We start from the raw sequence: 18,258 nt of genomic DNA, 5'->3' as shown, positions 1-18,258 counted from the left end.
CACTTTCCCAGAGCAGGTTTGACCGGCGCCCCTGGCACGCCGCATGCTTGCAGCGACACGGACAGGCGGGAGTCGGGACATGCTGGAAATCGCGGATGCCATAAAGCTGGCAGTGGCCGGTCTCGCCCTGACCTGGATCATCGCCATCGCCGCCATGCCGAAGCGCACGACCCTGCACCTGACCTGGGCGGTTTTCTGCACCGGTCTGACGGCGGTCATGGTCCGCGAGGTTTTCGGCGATGCCCTCGGCCCTCTAACACCCCTGCTCATCATTGCCGGATGCGGTACCTGCAGCGTTTTCTGGCTGGTCGCCCGGGCTCTGTTCAGGACCCGCACGGTCATCGGTCCCGTCGAGCTCCTGCTGGTGGCCGGTATTTTTGCGCCGACCGTGATCGACCAGGCTGTACTCAGCCCCATCATGCCGGACGCGGTCAGACACATCTATTTCCCGGCCGTGGCCGACGGGCTGGATGGGTTCCAGACCCTGTTGAGCTCGACCGTGCTGATGCTGGCCTTCTGGGAAGGGCTGCGCGGCTGGTCCGGTGGACTGGCCAGAAACGAACGCCGCATGCGTCTGCTTTACCTGTCGACTTTCGGTCTGTGCGTGTCGACCTGTGTGATGCTGCTGGACCATGGCAGTGCGCCCCTGCCCGCCGAACTGATGGCCGGCAGCCAGGCCGCCTGCGCCCTGGCGATCCTGATCGTGATGAGCGTAGCCATCCGCTACCGCGCCACGCATCCGCTGGCGGCCGAGGCCCCGGCCCGCACGGCCGGCCCGGCCAGCGCCGACGATCGCGCCCTGGGCCGCCGGATCCGGGATGTGCTGACCTCGGAGCAGCTCTATCTCGACCCGGAGCTGAAAGTCGCCGCCCTTGCCCGCCGGCTGCGCGAACCGGACTACCGGATCAGCCGGGCCATCACGGCCGGTCTGGGCCAGCCGAACTTCAACCGGCTGGTCAATCGCTACCGGATCGAGCACGCCATGGCGCAATTGCACGCGCCTGACAGTGCGGACCTGTCGATTCTGGAAATCGCTCTCGACAGCGGGTTCGCCTCGATCGGCCCCTTCAACCGGGCCTTCAAGGAGATGACCGGCCAGACACCGCGCGCCTTCCGGGCCGCCGGACGCAGCGCCCTTTCCCGGCTGGCAGCAGAATAGACCCCGAAACGAAAAACGGCGCCCCGCGGGGCGCCGTTTCCGTTTCATTGATGGAGAGGGATCAGACCTCTTCCTTCTTGCTCTTCTTGGCGTTGCGCGGCAGCAGCCGGTCGCCGGGCGTGATGTGGAAGTCGAGCCGGTCGGCATCGGCCGGGTCGATATCGACCTTCACCAGACCGCCCTTCTTCAGCTCGCCGAACAGGATCTGGTCGGCCAGCGGCTTCTTGATGTGCTCCTGGATGACCCGGGCCAGCGGACGGGCACCGAAGCGGCTATCATAGCCGCGCTCGGACAGCCAGGCCGTCGCTTCCGGCGTCAGCTCGAAGGTCACGCCGCGATCGATCAGCTGGGCTTCCAGCTGCAGGACGAACTTCTCGACGACGCGGCCGATCGTGTCGCTGGACAGCGGCGCGAACGGAATGACGGCGTCCAGACGGTTGCGGAATTCCGGGGTGAACAGGCGTTCCACCGCGGCATCGGCCTCGTCCGTCTTCTTGCCGGCATTGAAACCGATCGACTCTTTTTGCGCATCGGCAGCGCCCGCATTCGTGGTCATCACCAGGATGACATTGCGGAAGTCCACCTTCTTGCCGTTCGAGTCGGTCAGCGTGCCATTGTCCATCACCTGCAGGAGGATGTTGAACAGGTCCGGGTGGGCCTTCTCGATCTCGTCGAGCAGCAGCACGGAGTGCGGATGCTGGTCGACGGCGTCGGTCAGAAGACCGCCCTGGTCGAAGCCGACATAGCCCGGAGGGGCGCCGATCAGCCGCGAAACGGCGTGACGCTCCATGTATTCGGACATGTCGAACCGGTGCAGCTCGACGCCCATGATGTCGGCCAGCTGCTTGGTCACCTCGGTCTTGCCGACGCCCGTGGGGCCGGAGAAGAGGTAGCAGCCGATCGGCTTGTTGGGCTCGCGCAGGCCGGCGCGGGACAGCTTGATCGCCGTCGCCAGCTTCTCGATCGCATTATCCTGGCCGAACACGACATGGCGCAGATCGGTCTCCAGATTCTTCAACGATTGCTCGTCATCCTTGGACACCGTCTTCGGCGGGATGCGGGCCATGGTCGCGACCACGGCTTCGACTTCCTTCACGCCGATCGTCTTCTTGCGCTTGGACACCGGCTGCAGACGCATCTGGGCACCGGCCTCGTCGATCACGTCGATCGCCTTGTCCGGCAGCTTGCGGTCGCCCATGTAGCGCGCCGACAGTTCCACGGCCGATTTCAGCGCCTCATTGGTGAAGCGCACATCGTGGAAGTCCTCGAAATAGGACTTCAGGCCCTGCAGGATCTTGATCGCATCGGGCACGGACGGCTCGGAGACGTCAATCTTCTGGAAGCGCCGCGCCAGGGCCCGGTCCTTCTCGAAGTGCTGACGGTATTCCTTGTAGGTCGTCGAGCCCATGCAGCGCAGGCCACCCGACTGAAGCGCGGGCTTCAGGAGGTTGGAGGCGTCCATGGCGCCGCCGGAGGTCGCACCCGCACCGATCACGGTGTGGATCTCGTCGATGAACAGGACGGCATTGTCCTTGTCCTCGAGTTCCTTGACGACCTGTTTCACGCGCTCCTCGAAATCGCCGCGATAACGGGTCCCCGCCAGGAGCGAGCCCATGTCGAGCGAGTAGATCGTCGCACCGGCCAGCACGTCGGGAACCTCGTTCTCGACGATCTTGCGGGCAATGCCTTCGGCGATGGCGGTCTTGCCGACGCCGGGATCGCCGACGAGCAGCGGATTGTTCTTGCGGCGGCGGACCAGAACCTGGATGCAGCGCTCCACCTCGGCCTCGCGGCCGATCAGCGGATCCACCCCGCCCTTGCGCGCCTTGTCGTTGAGATTGACGCAATAGGCGGTCAGCGCGTCGCCGTCCTTCTGGGGCTCCTCGGCCTCCTCGGCCCCGCGCACGGCGCGTTCTTCCGAGGCGCCCGGCTTGCGGCCGATGCCGTGGGAGATGAAGTTCACCGCGTCGTAGCGCGTCATGTCGCGCTCGGCGAGGAAATAGGCCGCGTGGCTCTCGCGTTCGGCAAACAGGGCGACCAGCACATTGGCGCCCGTGACTTCCTCGCGTCCGGCATTCTGGACGTGGATGACGGCGCGCTGGATCACGCGCTGGAAGCCGGCCGTCGGCTTGGCGTCCTCGTCATCGTCGACGACCAGTTCGGACAATTCATTGTCGACGTATTCGGTCAGGGTGGCGCGAAGCTCATCCAGATCGACATCGCACGCCTTCATCACGGCGCTGGCGTCCTGATCGTCCACGAGCGCGAGGAGAAGGTGCTCCAGGGTGGCAAATTCATGCCCACGCTCATTGGCGTAGCCCAGAGCGCGGTGCAGGCTGTCTTCGAGATCTGAAGAGAATGAGGGCACCACTCTATTCCTTTTCCATTGTGCACTGGAGCGGGTGTTGGGCCCGCCGTGCGGCGTCCATGACCTGGGCTACCTTGGTTTCGGCAACCTCGTACGTGTACACGCCGCACATACCGACCCCGTTCTGATGTACATGCAGCATGATTCTCGCTGCATCCTCGGGCGATTTTCGGAATATCCGGACGAGAACCTCGACCACGAATTCCATCGGCGTGTAGTCGTCATTTAGTAAGAGGACACGGTAAAGCGAAGGTTTCTTGGTCGCCGGGCGCGTCTTCGTGGCAAGGCCAGTGCCCTCTTCTTCGCCCGCATCTTCATGATTTCGTTCGGTCATATTTTAATCGTACTCGGTTATACATCGCGCCTCCGATTGCACATCGGAGGGCCGTCAGCACAAGACGTCCGACGCGGCCGGAACCGCTTCCCGGGCGAAAAGATAGCACGGCGGCCAATTTCTTTCTTCCCGTTTCGTCCGCGAGGACATAAGAAGGGGGCCCCTCAATTTACAGGGGAACCACCGGTTCGATATCAGGCCCGGTCGGGGAGGACAGGCCTCCGGCACCCGGAAAACCGGGGTCGAGGCTACAGGGCGAGAACCCGTAGACGCAAGCCATGGCTGGCGTTCCGCCCCAAGAATAACGGCTTTTCAGCCGATCTATCCACAGGCGGGATGACCCGAAAAAAATGGGCCCGGTGAAGATCACCGGGCCCAGTCGGGGAGGAAAACTTGATTCGCCGGAGCGTCAGCGCTGGGCTTGCGCGAGTTCCACGGCGGCCGAGACGCGTGCGTTGAGCGGCTTCAGCGTATCCTTGAAAACGTCCGAGAACAGGTCGGTCGTCTTGTTCAGTTCGGCGAGGTAGTTGTCCATCGCCGTCTTGGTGAATTCGGACTGGATCTCGAAGATCTCCTGGACCGACTTGGCCGAGGCGAACGCCTTCGTCGCGGTGACGCTGTCTTCCATGAAGGACTTCGCGTAGGTCACCGCATTGGTGTTGGCCGTTTCGAAGCCCTTGCCGGCGACCGTGGCGGACGCGATCATCGCGTCGACGGTTTCCTTGTGGAAATTGCTCGCTTCGGTGACGGACTTCAGGGTCTTCTCGAAACCTTCCTTGAGCGCTTCATTGCTCGCGGTGGTCATGCTTTCGATCGTCTGGTTCATGGGATTGCTCGCTTTCGTGCGGGCTGCCGTCCGGGGGGCGGGCTTGGCAGCCGTCTTGACCTTGGCGGACTTGGACTTCGGCGCCGCCGGCTTGCCGACCGCCTTCTTCGGCGCTGCGGCTTTCGCCGGAGCCGCCTTGGAAGACGCCTTGACCGGCTTCACCGTCTCCGGCGCTGCCTTGGGCGCAGCCGGGGCGTCCGCTTGAGCAGCGGTTGCTTTGGTGCCGGTCGTCTGGATTTTGTCGTCGGTCATGGTTCAAACTTGTGTTGCGACCGCTCTTCGCAGTCGCAGCAAACATACGCCGTGCACCCGGTAGCGTCAAGCGATTTTTGTGCGGCGCACAAAAATGTCGTAATTCCTGATGAGCCGGGCTTAACCAGCTGGAAACGGCCTTGCGGGACAGTGCGGGCCATGGTTACCGCACGCCGCCTTTTCCTGAGCCTCCTGGCCCTGGCCGCCCTGCTGCTGGCCACGCCGGACAACGCCCATGCCGACACGTCGCGCTATGCCGCCTTCGTGGTCGACGAAAACTCGGGCGTTGTCCTGCATTCACGACGCTCGGAAGCCGCGCGCTATCCCGCCTCGCTGACCAAGATGATGACGCTCTACATGCTGTTCGACGCCATCGAGCAGGGTGAGATCGGCCTGAACGACCAGATCCGCGTCTCTGCCAATGCCGCCAATGCCGTGCCCTCCCGGCTCGGTTTCTCGGCCGGCGACACGATCAGTGTGGAAGACGCGATCGGCGCCCTCGTGGTGAAAAGTGCCAATGACGTGGCCGTTGCCGTCGGCGAGCGCCTGGGCGGCGGCGAAACCCGCTTTGCCGAGATGATGACGCAGACCGCGCGCGAGCTGGGGCTGGAAAACACGACTTTCCGCAACGCCTCCGGCCTGCCCGACCGGCGCCAGACCACGACGGCCCGCGACATGGCCCGCCTGGCAATCGCCCTGCACCGCGATTTCCCGGACTATTTCGAGTATTTCAACACCGAGAGCTTCCGCTGGAATGGCCGCACCTACCGCAATCACAATACGCTGGTCGGCCGCGTCGAAGGCGTGGACGGTCTCAAGACCGGCTATATCCGCGCCTCCGGCTTCAATGTTGTCGTCTCGGCAGAACGCGGCGAACACCGCCTCGTTGCCGTCGTGATGGGCGGGCCGAGTTCCGCCTCGCGCGATGCCCACGCCGAAGAACTCCTCGAAGCCGCCTTTGCCACCCTGGAACAACGCGAGGATACGCGCCTGTTCGCCGCCCTCTCCTCGCCGCGCGTCTCGCCGATACGCCAGCAGGAATTGATCGCGATCGATGTCGCGGCGCTTCATCTTGCCGCACCGACGGAAATGGGTTCGAGCCAGGCTGCTCCGCCCGTGCAGGTCGTGCTGGCCGATGAGGATGAGCTCCAGGCGCCCGTCGCACACCAGGCCGTGACGCAACAGGCCGCACCGGCCCGTGCGGCTGCGGCCGAGCCGGACCTTCTGCGCGGGGCCTGGTCGGTCCAGGTCGGCGCCTACAATTCCGCCGATGCCGCGCACCAGCAATTGCAGCGCGTCACCGGTTTCTCGCTGGCGCTCAATGCCGCCCAGCCTGCAGCCCGCGCCGTCGACGTCGCCGGCGACCGCCTGTGGCGGGCCCGTTTCGAGGCCCTGACCGAGACCGAGGCGCGCCGCGCCTGCAGCGATCTGTCCGCCCGCAGCCAGGCTTGTTTCACGGTCGCTCCGGGCCGCTGACCCTTCCCCGTCAACGCCCGTCCTGTGCGGCGGGCTGGAATCTTTGCGTCGGTTGACACAACCTGTCGGCTCGAACACTTTCGCGCGCCTTGGCTGCCGCCCGGCGGCCCATAGCCTCATGTCTGGACGCAAATGCCGATGAATGTCGTCGTCGTAGAATCCCCGGCCAAAGCCAAAACCATCAACAAATACCTCGGGTCGGACTACACGGTTCTGGCGAGTTTCGGCCATGTGCGCGACCTGCCGCCCAAGGACGGTTCGGTGAAGCCGGACGAGGATTTCGCGATGGCCTGGGAGGTCGACACTCAGTCCGCCAAACGCGTCAAGGCGATCGCCGACGCCGTGAAGGAAGCCGACCGCCTGATCCTCGCAACCGACCCGGATCGCGAAGGCGAAGCCATTTCCTGGCACCTGCTGGAAGCGCTGCAGAAGCGCCGCGTGCTCAAGGATGTCACGATCGAGCGTGTGGCCTTCAACGCCATCACCAAACAGGCCGTCCAGGAAGCGATGCGCCATCCGCGCGCCGTCGACATGGAACTGGTGAACGCCTATCTGGCCCGCCGCGCGCTGGACTATCTGGTCGGCTTCACCCTGTCGCCGGTGCTGTGGCGCAAACTGCCGGGCTCGCGCTCGGCCGGCCGTGTGCAGTCGGTCGCCCTGCGCCTGATCTGCGACCGCGAGCTGGATATCGAGAAATTCCGCGCCGAGGAATACTGGACCATCGATGCCGATGTGACGGCCGGGTCCGATCCCTTCCGCGCCAAACTCGTCACGCTGGACGGCAAGAAGCTGCAGAAACTGTCCATCAAGGACCGCGCCAGCGCCAATGCCGCCGTCGAGGCGATCAAGGCGGCCAGCCTGTCGATCACCGGCGTCGAGGCCAAGCCGGCCAAGCGCAACCCGCCGCCGCCCTTCACCACCTCGACCCTGCAGCAGGAAGCCGCGCGCAAGCTGGGCTTCTCGGCGACCCGCACCATGCAGACCGCCCAGAAGCTCTATGAGGGCGTCAATATCGGCGGTGAGACGACCGGTCTCATTACCTATATGCGGACCGACGGCGTCTCCATGGTGCCCGAAGCGATCAGCCAGGCCCGCGATGTCATCGGCAAGGAGCATGGCTCGCTCTATGTGCCGGCCTCGCCGCGCATGTATGCCACCAAGGCCAAGAACGCCCAGGAGGCGCACGAGGCGATCCGCCCGACCTCCTTTGCCCGCCTGCCCGAGAGCCTCAGTCTCGACCAGGACATGGCACGCCTCTACCAGCTGATCTGGCGCCGCGCCGTGGCCAGCCAGATGGAAAGCGCCCGTTTCGAGCGCACCACGATCGACATCACCAGCGCCGACGAAAAGACCGGCCTGCGCGCGGTCGGTTCGGTGCTGATGTTCGACGGCTTCCTGGCGCTTTACCAGGAAGGCCGCGACGACGAGGAAGACGAAGGCGAGAACCGCCTGCCGAAAGTCCAGCAGGGTTCGGCGGCCGATATCGCCAAGACCTATGCCGACCAGCACTTCACCCAGCCGCCGCCGCGCTTCACCGAAGCCTCGCTGGTCAAGCGGATGGAAGAGCTGGGTATCGGCCGCCCCTCGACCTATGCCTCGACGCTGCAGGTGCTGCGCGACCGCGACTATGTCCGCATGGACAAGAACCGTTTCCACCCGCTCGACAAGGGCCGCGTGGTCACCGCCTTCCTGGAGAATTTCTTCAAGCGCTATGTGGAATATGATTTCACCGCCGCGCTGGAGACCCAGCTGGACAAGGTGTCGGCCGGCGAGCTCGACTGGAAACAGCTGCTGCGCGATTTCTGGACCGAGTTCCGCGCCGCCGTCGACGATATCGGCGATCTGCGCATCGGCGCCGTGCTGGATGCGCTGAACGAGGCCCTGGCCCCGCACATCTTCCCGGAAAAGGAAGACGGCAGCGATCCGCGCCTCTGCCCCTCCTGCGGCGAAGGCACGCTGTCGCTGCGCCTGGGCAAGTTCGGCGCCTTCCTGGGCTGTTCGAACTATCCGGACTGCAAGTTCACCCGCCAGATGGGCGAACAGGATGCCGAGCCCGCGATCGAGGGCGATGGCGAGATCTGCATCCACCCGGAGACCGGCAAGCCGGTCGTCATGAAGGACGGGCGTTTCGGCATCTATCTGGAGATGGAGATCGAGGGCGAGGACAAACCCAAGCGCGCCTCCATCCCCAAGGGCTGGGATCCCAAGGAGCTGACCCCGGACCAGGCGATCAAGCTGATCGACCTGCCACGCACGGTCGGCGAACACCCCGATGACGGCCAGCCGATCACGGCGGCGATCGGCCGCTACGGTCCCTATGTCCATCACGACAAGACCTACGCCAACCTGCCCACCGTCGACGAAGTCTTCGAGATCGGTCTCAACCGCGCCGTCTCGGTGATCGCCGACAAGCGCGCCAATGGCGGCCGCCGCGGCGCGTCGGCCACGGCGCTGAAGGATCTGGGCGAGCATGACGGCAAGCCGATCAAGATCATGTCCGGCCGCTATGGCCCGTATGTGAAGTACGAGAAGATCAACGCTACCCTGCCCAAGGGCACCGAGCCGGACGATGTGACGCTGGAAGCGGCCATCAAGCTGGTCGAGGAAAAAGCCGCCAAGGGCGGCAAGAAGAAAGCACCCGCCAAAAAGGCCGCAGCCAAAAAGGCGCCGGCGAAAAAGAAGGCGCCCGCGAAAAAGACGACAGCCGCAGCCAAGAAGCCGGCCGCCAAAAAGACCGCCACCAAGAAGACCAAGGCGGAGTAGAGCGGATGGCCGGCGACACGCATAACGAAGCCGGCTCCCTGCGCGAGGCGGTGATCGAAGCTATCAAGCTGGGCGAAGGCGCGTTCGGCAAGCGCGAGATCGCGCGTGCGCTCAAGCTCAAGGGCACCGACGCCAAGCGCGATCTGAAAGACGCGCTGGCGGCGCTGGAAGCGGATGGCGCCATCAAGCGCACCGCCTCCAAGACCTATGCCCTGGCCGGCGCCCTGCCCTCGGTCACCGTGGTCGAGATCACCGATCGCGACAATGATGGCGAGCTGCTGGCCGAACCGGTGCGTCCCGATCGCGACGCCCCGCCGATCCGTCTGGCGCCCGGCGAAGGGGCCGGCGGCAAGGGTGAGCCGGCCCTGGGCATCGGCGACAAGGCGCTGGTGCGTCTCACGCCCGACAATGAGGGCGGCTATGAAGCCCGCCTGATCAAACGTCTGGGCCAGAGCGCCCACAAGCTTCTGTGCGTGCTGCGCAAACCGAAATCCGGCCCGATGCGCCTCCTGCCTGTCGACCGCCGCTCGCGCCATGAACTCGTGCCGGCCCGCGGCGAGGCGGAGAAGGCCAATGATGGCGATCTCGTCCTGTGCCAGCTGGTCAAGGAGCGCCGCCACGGCCTCAAGACGGCGCAGATCGTGGAAGTCGTCGGCGATGCCAGCGCGCCCGGCGCCGGCAGCCTGATCGCGCTCTATTCCCACGGCGTGCCCCAGGGCTTCTCCGAGGCCGAACAGCGCGAGGCCGACACGGTCAAGGCTGCCACAATGGCCGGCCGCGAGGACATCCGCAACCTGCCCCTGATCACGATCGACCCGGAAGACGCCAAGGACCATGACGATGCGGTCTGGGCGGCACCGGACGCGGATCCGAAGAATGCCGGCGGCTGGCAGGTCATCGTCGCGATTGCCGACGTGGCCGCCTATGTCACGCCGGGCGGTGCGCTCGACCGCGGTGCCTTCAAGCGCGGCAATTCGGTCTATCTGCCCGACCGCGTCGTGCCGATGCTGCCGGAACGCCTGTCCAACGATCTGTGCTCGCTGCGCGAGAATGAAGAACGGCCCTGCCTGGCCGTGCGCATGGTTTTCGACAAGCACGGCAATAAGCGCGCCCACCGCTTCCTGCGCGGCTGGATGAAGTCCGCCGCCAAACTGGCCTATCAGGAGGCCCAGGATGCGATCGACGGCAAGGGCGGCGACAAGGCCGGCCCGCTGCTGGAGGAGGTCCTGAAACCGCTCTGGGGCGCCTATTTCTCGGTCCGTGAGGCGCGCCAGCGCCGCGAGCCGCTGGAGATCGACGCGCCGGAACGCCGGGTCCGGATCGGTGAGGACGGCAAGGTTGCCGGCGTGGAGACCCGCGAACGCTTCGATGCCCACAAGCTGATCGAGGAGTTCATGATCCAGGCCAATGTCTGTGCGGCCGAAAGCCTGGAAGACAAGCGCACGCCGCTGATCTACCGCGTCCACCAGGAACCCTCGAAGGAGAAGATCGACAATCTCGCCGGTTTCCTGCCGACAGTGGGCCTGAAATGGACCCGCGGCGAGCGTGTCGTCACGGGGCGCTTCAACACGCTGCTCGCCCAGGCGAAATCCTCCGAACACTACGAGACGATCAACGAGGTCGTGCTGCGCAGCCAGTCGCAGGCGGTGTACGACACCGAGAACCAGGGCCATTTCGGTCTCAATCTCGACCGCTATGCCCACTTCACCTCGCCGATCCGGCGCTATGCCGACCTCACCGTGCACCGCGCCCTGATCCGCGCCCTCAATCTGGGGCCGGACGGCCAGACCGACGAGGAACGCTCGCGCCTGACCGTGATCGCCGAGGAGATCACCCATTCGGAACGCCGCGCCATGGCGGCCGAACGCGATGCGGTCGACCGTTTCATCGCGCTCTACCTGGCCGACAAGGTCGGTGGCGAGTTCGACGGCCGGATTACCGGCGTGACCCGTTTCGGCGCCTTTGTGCGCCTCAACGAGACCGGTGCCGACGGTCTGGTGCCGATCAGCCGGCTCGGCGATGAGCGTTTCGAGCATGACGAGGCCGCCCACGCCCTGGTCGGCCTGCAGACCGGCAGCCGCTATCGCCTGGGCATGCCGGTGACGGTGCGGATCGAGGAGGCCCAGCCGGTCACCGGCGGCCTGCTGCTCGACATCCTCACCCCGGCCGAAAAAGGCCCCGTGCCCAAGGGCCGGCGCCGCCAGCATGGCGGTCCGCCCGGCGGGCGCCGTTCGGGCCGTCCCTGGAAACAGGGCCGCAAGGGCAAGCGCAAATGAGCGACGAACGCCGGCGCAGCGATGTTCCGCCGATGCGGCCACGCCTGGCCGCCTCGCTCATCCTGACGCGCGGCCGCGGCGCGCGCACCGAGGTGCTGATGGGGCGCCGTTCCTCGCGCCATGTCTTCATGCCCAACAAATACGTCTTCCCCGGCGGCCGGGTCGACCGCGCCGACGGCACGGCGCCCTTTGCCCGCGACCTCGACCGCGGCGTGATGGACATCATGCAGCGCTTCCTGCCCGAACGCCGGGCGCGCGCAGCCGCGGCCGCCGCCGTGCGGGAAACCGCCGAGGAGACCGGCCTGCTGATCGCCCGTGAAGGGGCCTGCCGCTCGCGCCATGCCAACTGGGCCCCCTTCCGCCAGCACGGCGTGGTGCCCGACCTGGCGCCCCTGTCGCTGATCACCCGCGCCATCACCCCGCCGGGACGCACCCGCCGTTTCGACACCTGGTTCTTCACGGCCGATGCCGCCGCGCTGCATGGCGACCGTCCGCCCAGGCCCAGCTCGGAACTGGAAGACGTGCAATGGGTGCCGCTCGCCGAGGCCCGCGATCTCGACCTGCCCAGCGTGACGCATTTCGTGCTGGACGAGCTGGTCCGCGTACAACCGCCCCGCCCCGAACCACCCCGCCACATCCGCGACCGCCGCGGCAAGATGTGGGTCGAACCGCTGTAGAAGGCCGCTCCCGCGGCCGCCCCTCATCCGCCGCTTCGCGGCACCTTCTCCCCAGTGGGGGAGAAGGGGTTCAGCACCTCCTCTCCCCGTCTCGGGAGGGGGTATAGATAAATCCAGCAGGAAACCGTCTTGAAACACCACAATCCTACTGGTTGGGTGGCTCGGGCCGACGAGCTATAGAGGAACGCGTTGCTATACAAAATCGACTGACCAATACACACTGACGGTAGCGCAACGGACGATCCGACTCGAATCCGTCGCTCGAATTGACAAACCAAACTACGCTGACGGGGATTGCTGTTCAGGAAACCTCAATCCCGAAAAATGCGCCACGCTTTCGTCTGTGTCGCGACCGTTGTCTCAAAAGCTTCCGGCCTCGACCGCTATGAACGACCAGCCATATTCTTTTTCAGATTTCTCGACCGACGCTGATGATGATGCCCGTAAAGCAGTTTTTTTGGCCGCAGTTACTAAGGCCTACGATAGACGATTCTCACAATACAGTCAGGTGGAGCGGGAGAGGCTGTTAAGGCAGATTGGCCTCTTGGATGATATCGAGGGAAAACCTGAATTTACATTCAATCGATACCCGGTGGGAGCATTCCAAAGTGACGAATTTAGTTCGTCATGCATCCCAGATAAAATTTACAAGCGTTCCCACCAGATTCTATCACGCCAGTTTTTTGAATTCTTTTTTGATATTATTTCCAATCAAGATAAAGATCGGCGAATAACGAGAATTTTTGACTTATCGATAACAAGCTACTATTCGAATTCAGCAAACATATCGATTGAAGATATGGATGTTATTCAATCCGAAAAAATTGATTCAAGGTCTCCGCTGAAATGGAATGTAAAATTGACAGGGTGCTATGTGGGTGACTTGGATATTGTTCTGTCGTCCGAAGTCACATTCAAAATATTTAATTGCAACAACATTTATCCAGAATCCGTATGTAAATTCGACTTATACAATAACTCTAATTTAGAAATCAAAAACTCGAAACTTAATCGTATATCATTAGTAAATTCTGAAAGGAAAGGTGGCGAAATTATTATCTATGGATCAGAATTAAACATAGCCACTTTCAACTCCTGCCAGCTGAATGCAATTTCTATAAAAGGATGCGACATAAATGCTCTTAGCGGGGGCGGTGAAGTCGCGCACTCGCTTTCGATCAACGCATTTTCGAGCATTGGCAATTTGGGGCTTGGGGTCGCAAGAATCTCCGAGATCGACATTGCTTCATCTACTATCGGACGCGGGGCACTCCCTGGCTCAAGCGATATTTCGAAAGTAGAGATGACTGAAGTGACCGTGGGCGCCGAAGGCGGCGCCCTGACAATGAACGCACCCCCACGCGGGGCCAGCATCGCCTCTCTACAGTTGTTAGATCTGAAGGTGATAACGCCGTTTCGAATTCGAGGCTGGAGAATTGGAACCGCCAGCTTGCAGCGCGTTGAACTAAGTCACGCGATTGATTTCACAGGTACGCAGTTCGCATCAGAACCCAATGTGGGTGATATTAAGCTGGCGCCAGCGCGGGGCGGAGAGGGCCGCAAAGACGGCCACGCCTTAGATGAAATTGAGACCGGACTTCGCCCCTTGACGCGGGCTATGGAGAGTTATGGGAACTTCAATAGCGCCTATAAACTGAAGCAAATTGAGGCGCAGATTCATGGTCTTCGGCCCATCGGCGAAGTCGGCTTCGCTTCTTGGCTAACAAATCATATCTACAAAATATTTTCAGACTATGGAGTTAACACCAACAGACCCCCAGTGATATTTGCTATACTCGCAGCGATATTCATGTTGATGGGTGGGTTTAGTTTAATCTTTTTTGATGGGTGGGAGTTTACAGGCAGAGTGTCAGATGCACTCCTAGTGACGCAATGGCTCTTCGAGAGCTTCCTCAATTCAACCCCGATAGGAATAACATTCGATATCAGTGAACCGGCGTGGGTGAGATATGCACCTCAAACACAAGTCGTAGTACGCTATCTTAGCGTTCTTTTCGGCAGTGCGTCCTATGTTCTCTTTTTCCTGTTTTTTCTCGCTATCCGACGTCGGTACCAGCTTTGATGAACGACGACGCTACATTATTTCTTTGTCGCTATCAAAGTTGCCTCGGCGAATATATTCTGGATACTTCTATACTCTCTCCCCCACCGGGGAGAGGATTAAGGTGAGGGGCGCGCGGCAACGCCGCGCAAAACAAAAATCCACCCTGCCCCCGAAACGAGACGCATCGCGGCGCTTTGGCTATAGCTGCGGCATGACTGCCGCTGCCGAACTCACCGATCTGCGCCGGGGCAATACGCGCGCCCTGATTGCCGCCATCTGCTGTGCCGGCGTGTGCGGGATCGTGTTCGGCCTGTCCATGCCGCTGATCTCGCTGCGCCTGGAATACATGACGGGGTCCGGCGTGCTGGTCGGTCTCAACGGCGCGGCTGCGGCCCTGTCGACCCTGGTGATGGCGCCGCTGGTGCCGCGCCTGATGACGCTGGCGCCGCCGCGCTACATGCTGATCGGCAATCTCGTTGTCGCCGCAGCCCTGTTCGCACTCTTTCCGGCCTTCCCGGTGGTGGCGATCTGGTTCGCGCTGCGTTTCCTGAGCGGCTGCAATATCACCGTCGTCTTCGTGATTTCCGAAAGCTGGATCAACCAGGTGGTCACGCCGGCCCGGCGCGCCTTCATGCTGGGCGTCTACGGCACGGCACTGGCGGGCGGTTTCGGCGTTGGCGGCCTTCTGTTCTCGGTGCTCGATCCGACCGGCGACCTGCCCTTCTACGTTGCCTCCGCCATCTTCCTTCTGGGCACCCTGCCCGTCGCCCTGCTGCGCGGCCCCCAGGCCGTGGCGCCCGACCGCGACGGCGCGTCGCTCAAGGCGATGCTGGGCGCGGCCCGCTCGGCTCCCGCCGCTATCCTGGCGGGTCTGGCCTTCGGGGCGCTGGAGACGCTGCTTTTCTCGCTGCTGCCGGTCTATGGCGAGCGGATCGAGCTGACCCATGCGACGATCGGCATGATGGTGTTCGCCGTCGCCATGGGCGCGCTGAGCTTCCAGATTCCGCTGGGCTGGATCGCCGACCGGACCGACCGGCGCGCCACCCTGTTCTGGATCGCCGTGACGACAACCTTCGTACCGGTGGGGATCGGGCTTGCCGGCGGCTTCACACCGGCCCTCCTGCCCCTCCTCTTCATCCAGGCCGGCGTCGCCAGCGGGCTCTACTCGGTCGGCCTCTCCCTCCTGGGCGAACGCTTTGCCGGCGGTGCCGTGGCGGCGGCCAATGCCGGCTTCATCTTCGCCTACGGGCTGGGCAGTTTCGCCGGCCCGCCGATTGCCGGCAGCGCCATGGACACGATCGGTCCCTGGGGGCTGTTATGGACACTCTCCGCCGTCTCGGCAGCCTATGTGCTTGCTGTAGGAATACGAGTTTTGAAAGAAGGAAGGTCAGAGAAAGCTTGATCTATTTCTGGTGAACGGAAAGTACTTTTTCGAATTCTCGCACCCAAAATTCCTCCTCATTTACGAAGCCGTGACCGAGTTCTTTTGCCAACTCAAAAAAGCCCGTTCCTGGCATCTGAGGGCCGTTTTTGTAGACAACCAAAACCGACAGCATACCCTTGCCTTCTGCATGCTCTTCTTCTGATATTTCACCAAGTAGCGCGTGAAATGCATGCTCATGTGCTTCAAAGCTGATAGCTCGAACCATTTCTGCAAGTTTTGAATAGGAAATTGTTTGATTTATCCTCCCCGATGCCCGTCGAATTAATATATCTCGTGCCTCTTTCTTGGCATTCATCCAAGCAGATTCAGGATAGCCAAATCTGGTCATGCTCGGGCCTCCCCCTTCGCCAGCGGCCCACAACCATAACATCGTGGGTCTGCGTGAAATAGAGTTCCTCAGATTTCTCTGGACCGACCGCCGAGAACAGTTGACACACACTCGCCCATGCGTATGTTCGCGCGCTCCCGCGACGGCATGCGCCGTGGCGCACGTGACATCCGGGACTGCAGACAGGATTTAGAGCCATGGCGAAGCCGACAACCATCAAGATCCGCCTGAACTCGACGGCCGGCACGGGTTACTTCTACGTGACCAAGAAGAACGCCCGCACGATGACCGAGAAGCTCGTGCTGAAGAAGTACGACCCGGTCGCGCGCAAGCACGTCGAATTCAAGGAAGCCAAGATCAAGTAGGACAGGCGCCCGCCGCTTTTCCGAATACATCTTGCGACGACAGACACAGAACGGCCCCGCCGGAGAAATCCGGCGGGGCCGTTCTATTTGCATCTGAAGTCTGTAAGCCGTGAGCTGTAAGCCGTCAGGCCGCGCTGGCGACCTGGACCTGGTTGCGGCCTTCATTCTTGGCCGTGTAGAGCGCCTGGTCGGCACGGCGCAGCACGGCCTCGACACCCTCGCCCGGCAGCGCCTGGGCCAGGCCGACACTCACCGTGACTGCGATATCCGTGCCGTCCTCGAGCAGGAAGGGCGCATCCGCGACCACGCCGCGCAGGCGCTCGGCAGCAATCCGCGCCTCGGCCAGGCCGGCCGCCGGCATCAGCACCAGAAACTCCTCGCCGCCATAGCGGGACGCCAGATCGAGCGCGCGCATGGCCTTCTGGATCCGCTCGGCAAACTCGCGCAGCACGATGTCACCGGCCTCGTGGCCATAGAGATCATTGATCGACTTGAAGTGATCGATATCGGCAATCACCACCGAAACCGGCGCACCGCCATTGTCGGCACTCGCCAGGGCCTGGCGCAGGCGCGAATTGATGTAGCGGCGATTGTGCAGCCCCGTCAGCGGGTCCGTCACCGCCATCTCCAGGCTCTGGTCGAGCTGGCTGCGCAGCCGGTCGGCATAGCGCTTGCGGCGCAGCTGGGTGCGCACGCGCGCATTCAGCTCGCCCGCATCGACCGGGCGGTAGATGATGTCGTTCACACCGAGATCGAGCGCCCGTACGGCCTGGGCCGTATCGTCCGGACTGACGACCGTCAGGATCGGCAGCGGACGGGTCACGGTGTCCGAACGCACCCGCGCGCACAGGCGCAAGCCGTCGAATTCGGGATGAGTGAGATCGACGATCAGAAGGTCGGTCCCCTTGCGCATCTCGGCCAGCGCCTCGACCGGGGCCTTGAGGACCTGGGCGCGCACCTGTTCCGGCAGGGCCGAGGCATAGCGGGCTCCGGCCCGCGGATCGGCGCTGACGATGATGGCGGTAGAAATCTCGGCCGGGTCGTCGGCGAAATCGGCCTGCAGCTCGGCGATGGCCGAACTGCTCTCGCGATAGCGCAGCTCGTCGAGCACGGCCTTCAGCCGCAGCAGGCTGCGCACCCGGGCAAACAGCGCGACATCGTCGATCGGCTTGGTCAGGAAATCATCGGCCCCGGCCTCGAGCCCGCGGATACGGTCCTCGCGCTGGTCCAGCGCCGTGACCATGACGACCGGGATATGCCGGGTGGACAGGTCGGCCTTGAGCCGCTCGCAGGTCTCGTACCCGTCCATGCCGGGCATCATCACATCGAGCAGGATCAGATCGGGTTGTTCGAGACGGGCCGCCTCGATGGCCTCGTAGCCATTGGTGGCAGTGCAGACGTCGAAATATTCGGCCTGAAGGCGGGCTTCGAGCAGGCGGACATTGGCGGCCTGGTCGTCAACGACGAGGATACGCGCACTCATACCTGTTCGCCCCTAACGCTAACGCCTGTCCCTAGTCCAGAAACTGCCGGACCGTCTCGATGAAGGTGGTTACGGTGATCGGCTTGGACAGATAGGCCTCGCAGCCGCCCTCCCGGATCCGCTCCTCATCGCCCTTCATGGCAAACGCCGTCACGGCCACAACCGGGATCGCCGACAGGGTCTCGTCATCCTTCAGCCACTTGGTGACTTCGAGGCCGGACACTTCCGGCAGCTGGATGTCCATGAGAATCAGGTCGGGTGTATGCTCGCGCGCCAGCTCAAGCGCCTTGAAGCCGTCCTTGGTCTGCAAGGTCTCATAGCCATGGGCCTCCAACAGATCGTTGAAGAGCTTCATGTTGAGCTCGTTATCCTCGACGATCAGGACCTTCTTGGGCATGACCTGCAGCATGTCGGCGACGCGCTTCCCGTTTGATGCACTGTT

The 18,258-nt window shown here is 63.0% G+C and carries 14 protein-coding genes; 8 read left to right on the top strand and 6 right to left on the bottom strand.

The genetic code is table 11. The annotated features are described in order from the left end of the window. Positions 1-79: 79 nt before the first annotated feature. Positions 80-1,159 (top strand): AraC family transcriptional regulator, encoded by a 1,080-nt coding sequence (locus tag JJ918_RS14680; RefSeq protein WP_291888876.1) that lies wholly within the window; start codon positions 80-82, stop codon positions 1,157-1,159. Between the two features lie 61 nt (positions 1,160-1,220). On the opposite strand, the gene clpA is transcribed toward JJ918_RS14680, so the two are convergent. From clpA to JJ918_RS14665, 3 genes are all read right to left on the bottom strand, one after another. Then, entirely contained in the window at positions 1,221-3,527 is a 2,307-nt protein-coding gene (gene clpA, locus JJ918_RS14675; protein WP_291888873.1) for an ATP-dependent Clp protease ATP-binding subunit ClpA, read from the bottom strand. Between the two features lie 4 nt (positions 3,528-3,531). Next, entirely contained in the window at positions 3,532-3,861 is a 330-nt protein-coding gene (clpS, locus tag JJ918_RS14670; protein ID WP_271188218.1) for an ATP-dependent Clp protease adapter ClpS, read from the bottom strand. Between the two features lie 409 nt (positions 3,862-4,270). Beyond that, positions 4,271-4,939 carry a phasin family protein gene (locus JJ918_RS14665; RefSeq protein WP_291888868.1) on the bottom strand — a complete coding sequence of 223 codons (669 nt, stop codon included), beginning with the start codon at positions 4,937-4,939 and terminating at the stop codon, positions 4,271-4,273. Positions 4,940-5,098: 159 nt separating this feature from the next. On the opposite strand from JJ918_RS14665, the gene JJ918_RS14660 reads away from it, so the two are divergent. The 6 genes from JJ918_RS14660 to JJ918_RS14635 all read left to right on the top strand — a co-directional run bounded on the left by JJ918_RS14660 (position 5,099) and on the right by JJ918_RS14635 (position 15,598). Next, positions 5,099-6,415 (top strand): D-alanyl-D-alanine carboxypeptidase, encoded by a 1,317-nt coding sequence (locus JJ918_RS14660; protein ID WP_291888865.1) that lies wholly within the window; start codon positions 5,099-5,101, stop codon positions 6,413-6,415. 138 nt (positions 6,416-6,553) lie between these two features. Then, positions 6,554-9,178, top strand: coding sequence for a type I DNA topoisomerase (gene topA, locus JJ918_RS14655; RefSeq protein ID WP_291888862.1), 2,625 nt, complete (start codon positions 6,554-6,556; stop codon positions 9,176-9,178). Between the two features lie 5 nt (positions 9,179-9,183). After that, a complete protein-coding gene (gene rnr, locus JJ918_RS14650; RefSeq protein ID WP_291888858.1) occupies positions 9,184-11,454 on the top strand; it encodes a ribonuclease R in 2,271 nt (756 codons plus the stop codon). Then, on the top strand, positions 11,451-12,131 hold the full coding sequence (locus JJ918_RS14645; protein ID WP_291888855.1) for an NUDIX domain-containing protein: 681 nt from the start codon (positions 11,451-11,453) through the stop codon (positions 12,129-12,131). The genes rnr and JJ918_RS14645 overlap by 4 nt, the downstream gene beginning before the upstream one ends. A 385-nt stretch (positions 12,132-12,516) precedes the next feature. Beyond that, positions 12,517-14,214, top strand: a complete 1,698-nt coding sequence (locus JJ918_RS14640; RefSeq protein WP_291888852.1) for a hypothetical protein — start codon at positions 12,517-12,519, stop codon at positions 14,212-14,214. Positions 14,215-14,407: 193 nt separating this feature from the next. Beyond that, complete coding sequence (locus JJ918_RS14635; protein ID WP_291888850.1) at positions 14,408-15,598, top strand: MFS transporter; 1,191 nt, start codon at positions 14,408-14,410, stop codon at positions 15,596-15,598. 1 nt (position 15,599) lies between these two features. Here the strand turns inward: JJ918_RS14635 and JJ918_RS14630 are convergent, their stop codons facing one another. Continuing rightward, positions 15,600-15,968, bottom strand: coding sequence for a hypothetical protein (locus JJ918_RS14630; RefSeq protein WP_291888847.1), 369 nt, complete (start codon positions 15,966-15,968; stop codon positions 15,600-15,602). Between the two features lie 197 nt (positions 15,969-16,165). Between JJ918_RS14630 and rpmG the strand changes: the two genes are divergently transcribed. Next, complete coding sequence (gene rpmG / locus JJ918_RS14625) at positions 16,166-16,333, top strand: 50S ribosomal protein L33 (RefSeq protein WP_271188226.1); 168 nt, start codon at positions 16,166-16,168, stop codon at positions 16,331-16,333. A gap of 124 nt (positions 16,334-16,457) precedes the next feature. On the opposite strand, the gene JJ918_RS14620 is transcribed toward rpmG, so the two are convergent. Together JJ918_RS14620 and JJ918_RS14615 are read right to left on the bottom strand one after the other, a co-directional pair. After that, entirely contained in the window at positions 16,458-17,816 is a 1,359-nt protein-coding gene (locus tag JJ918_RS14620) for a PleD family two-component system response regulator (RefSeq protein WP_291888843.1), read from the bottom strand. Positions 17,817-17,847: 31 nt separating this feature from the next. Further along, positions 17,848-18,225: a response regulator gene (locus tag JJ918_RS14615; protein WP_367277718.1), complete on the bottom strand. Its 378-nt coding sequence runs from the start codon at positions 18,223-18,225 to the stop codon at positions 17,848-17,850. Positions 18,226-18,258: the final 33 nt, after the last annotated feature.

This window comes from Maricaulis sp., assembly GCF_017642925.1.
Classification (GTDB): Bacteria; Pseudomonadota; Alphaproteobacteria; order Caulobacterales; family Maricaulaceae; genus Maricaulis.
This window is presented reverse-complemented; position numbering and strand designations above follow the sequence as displayed.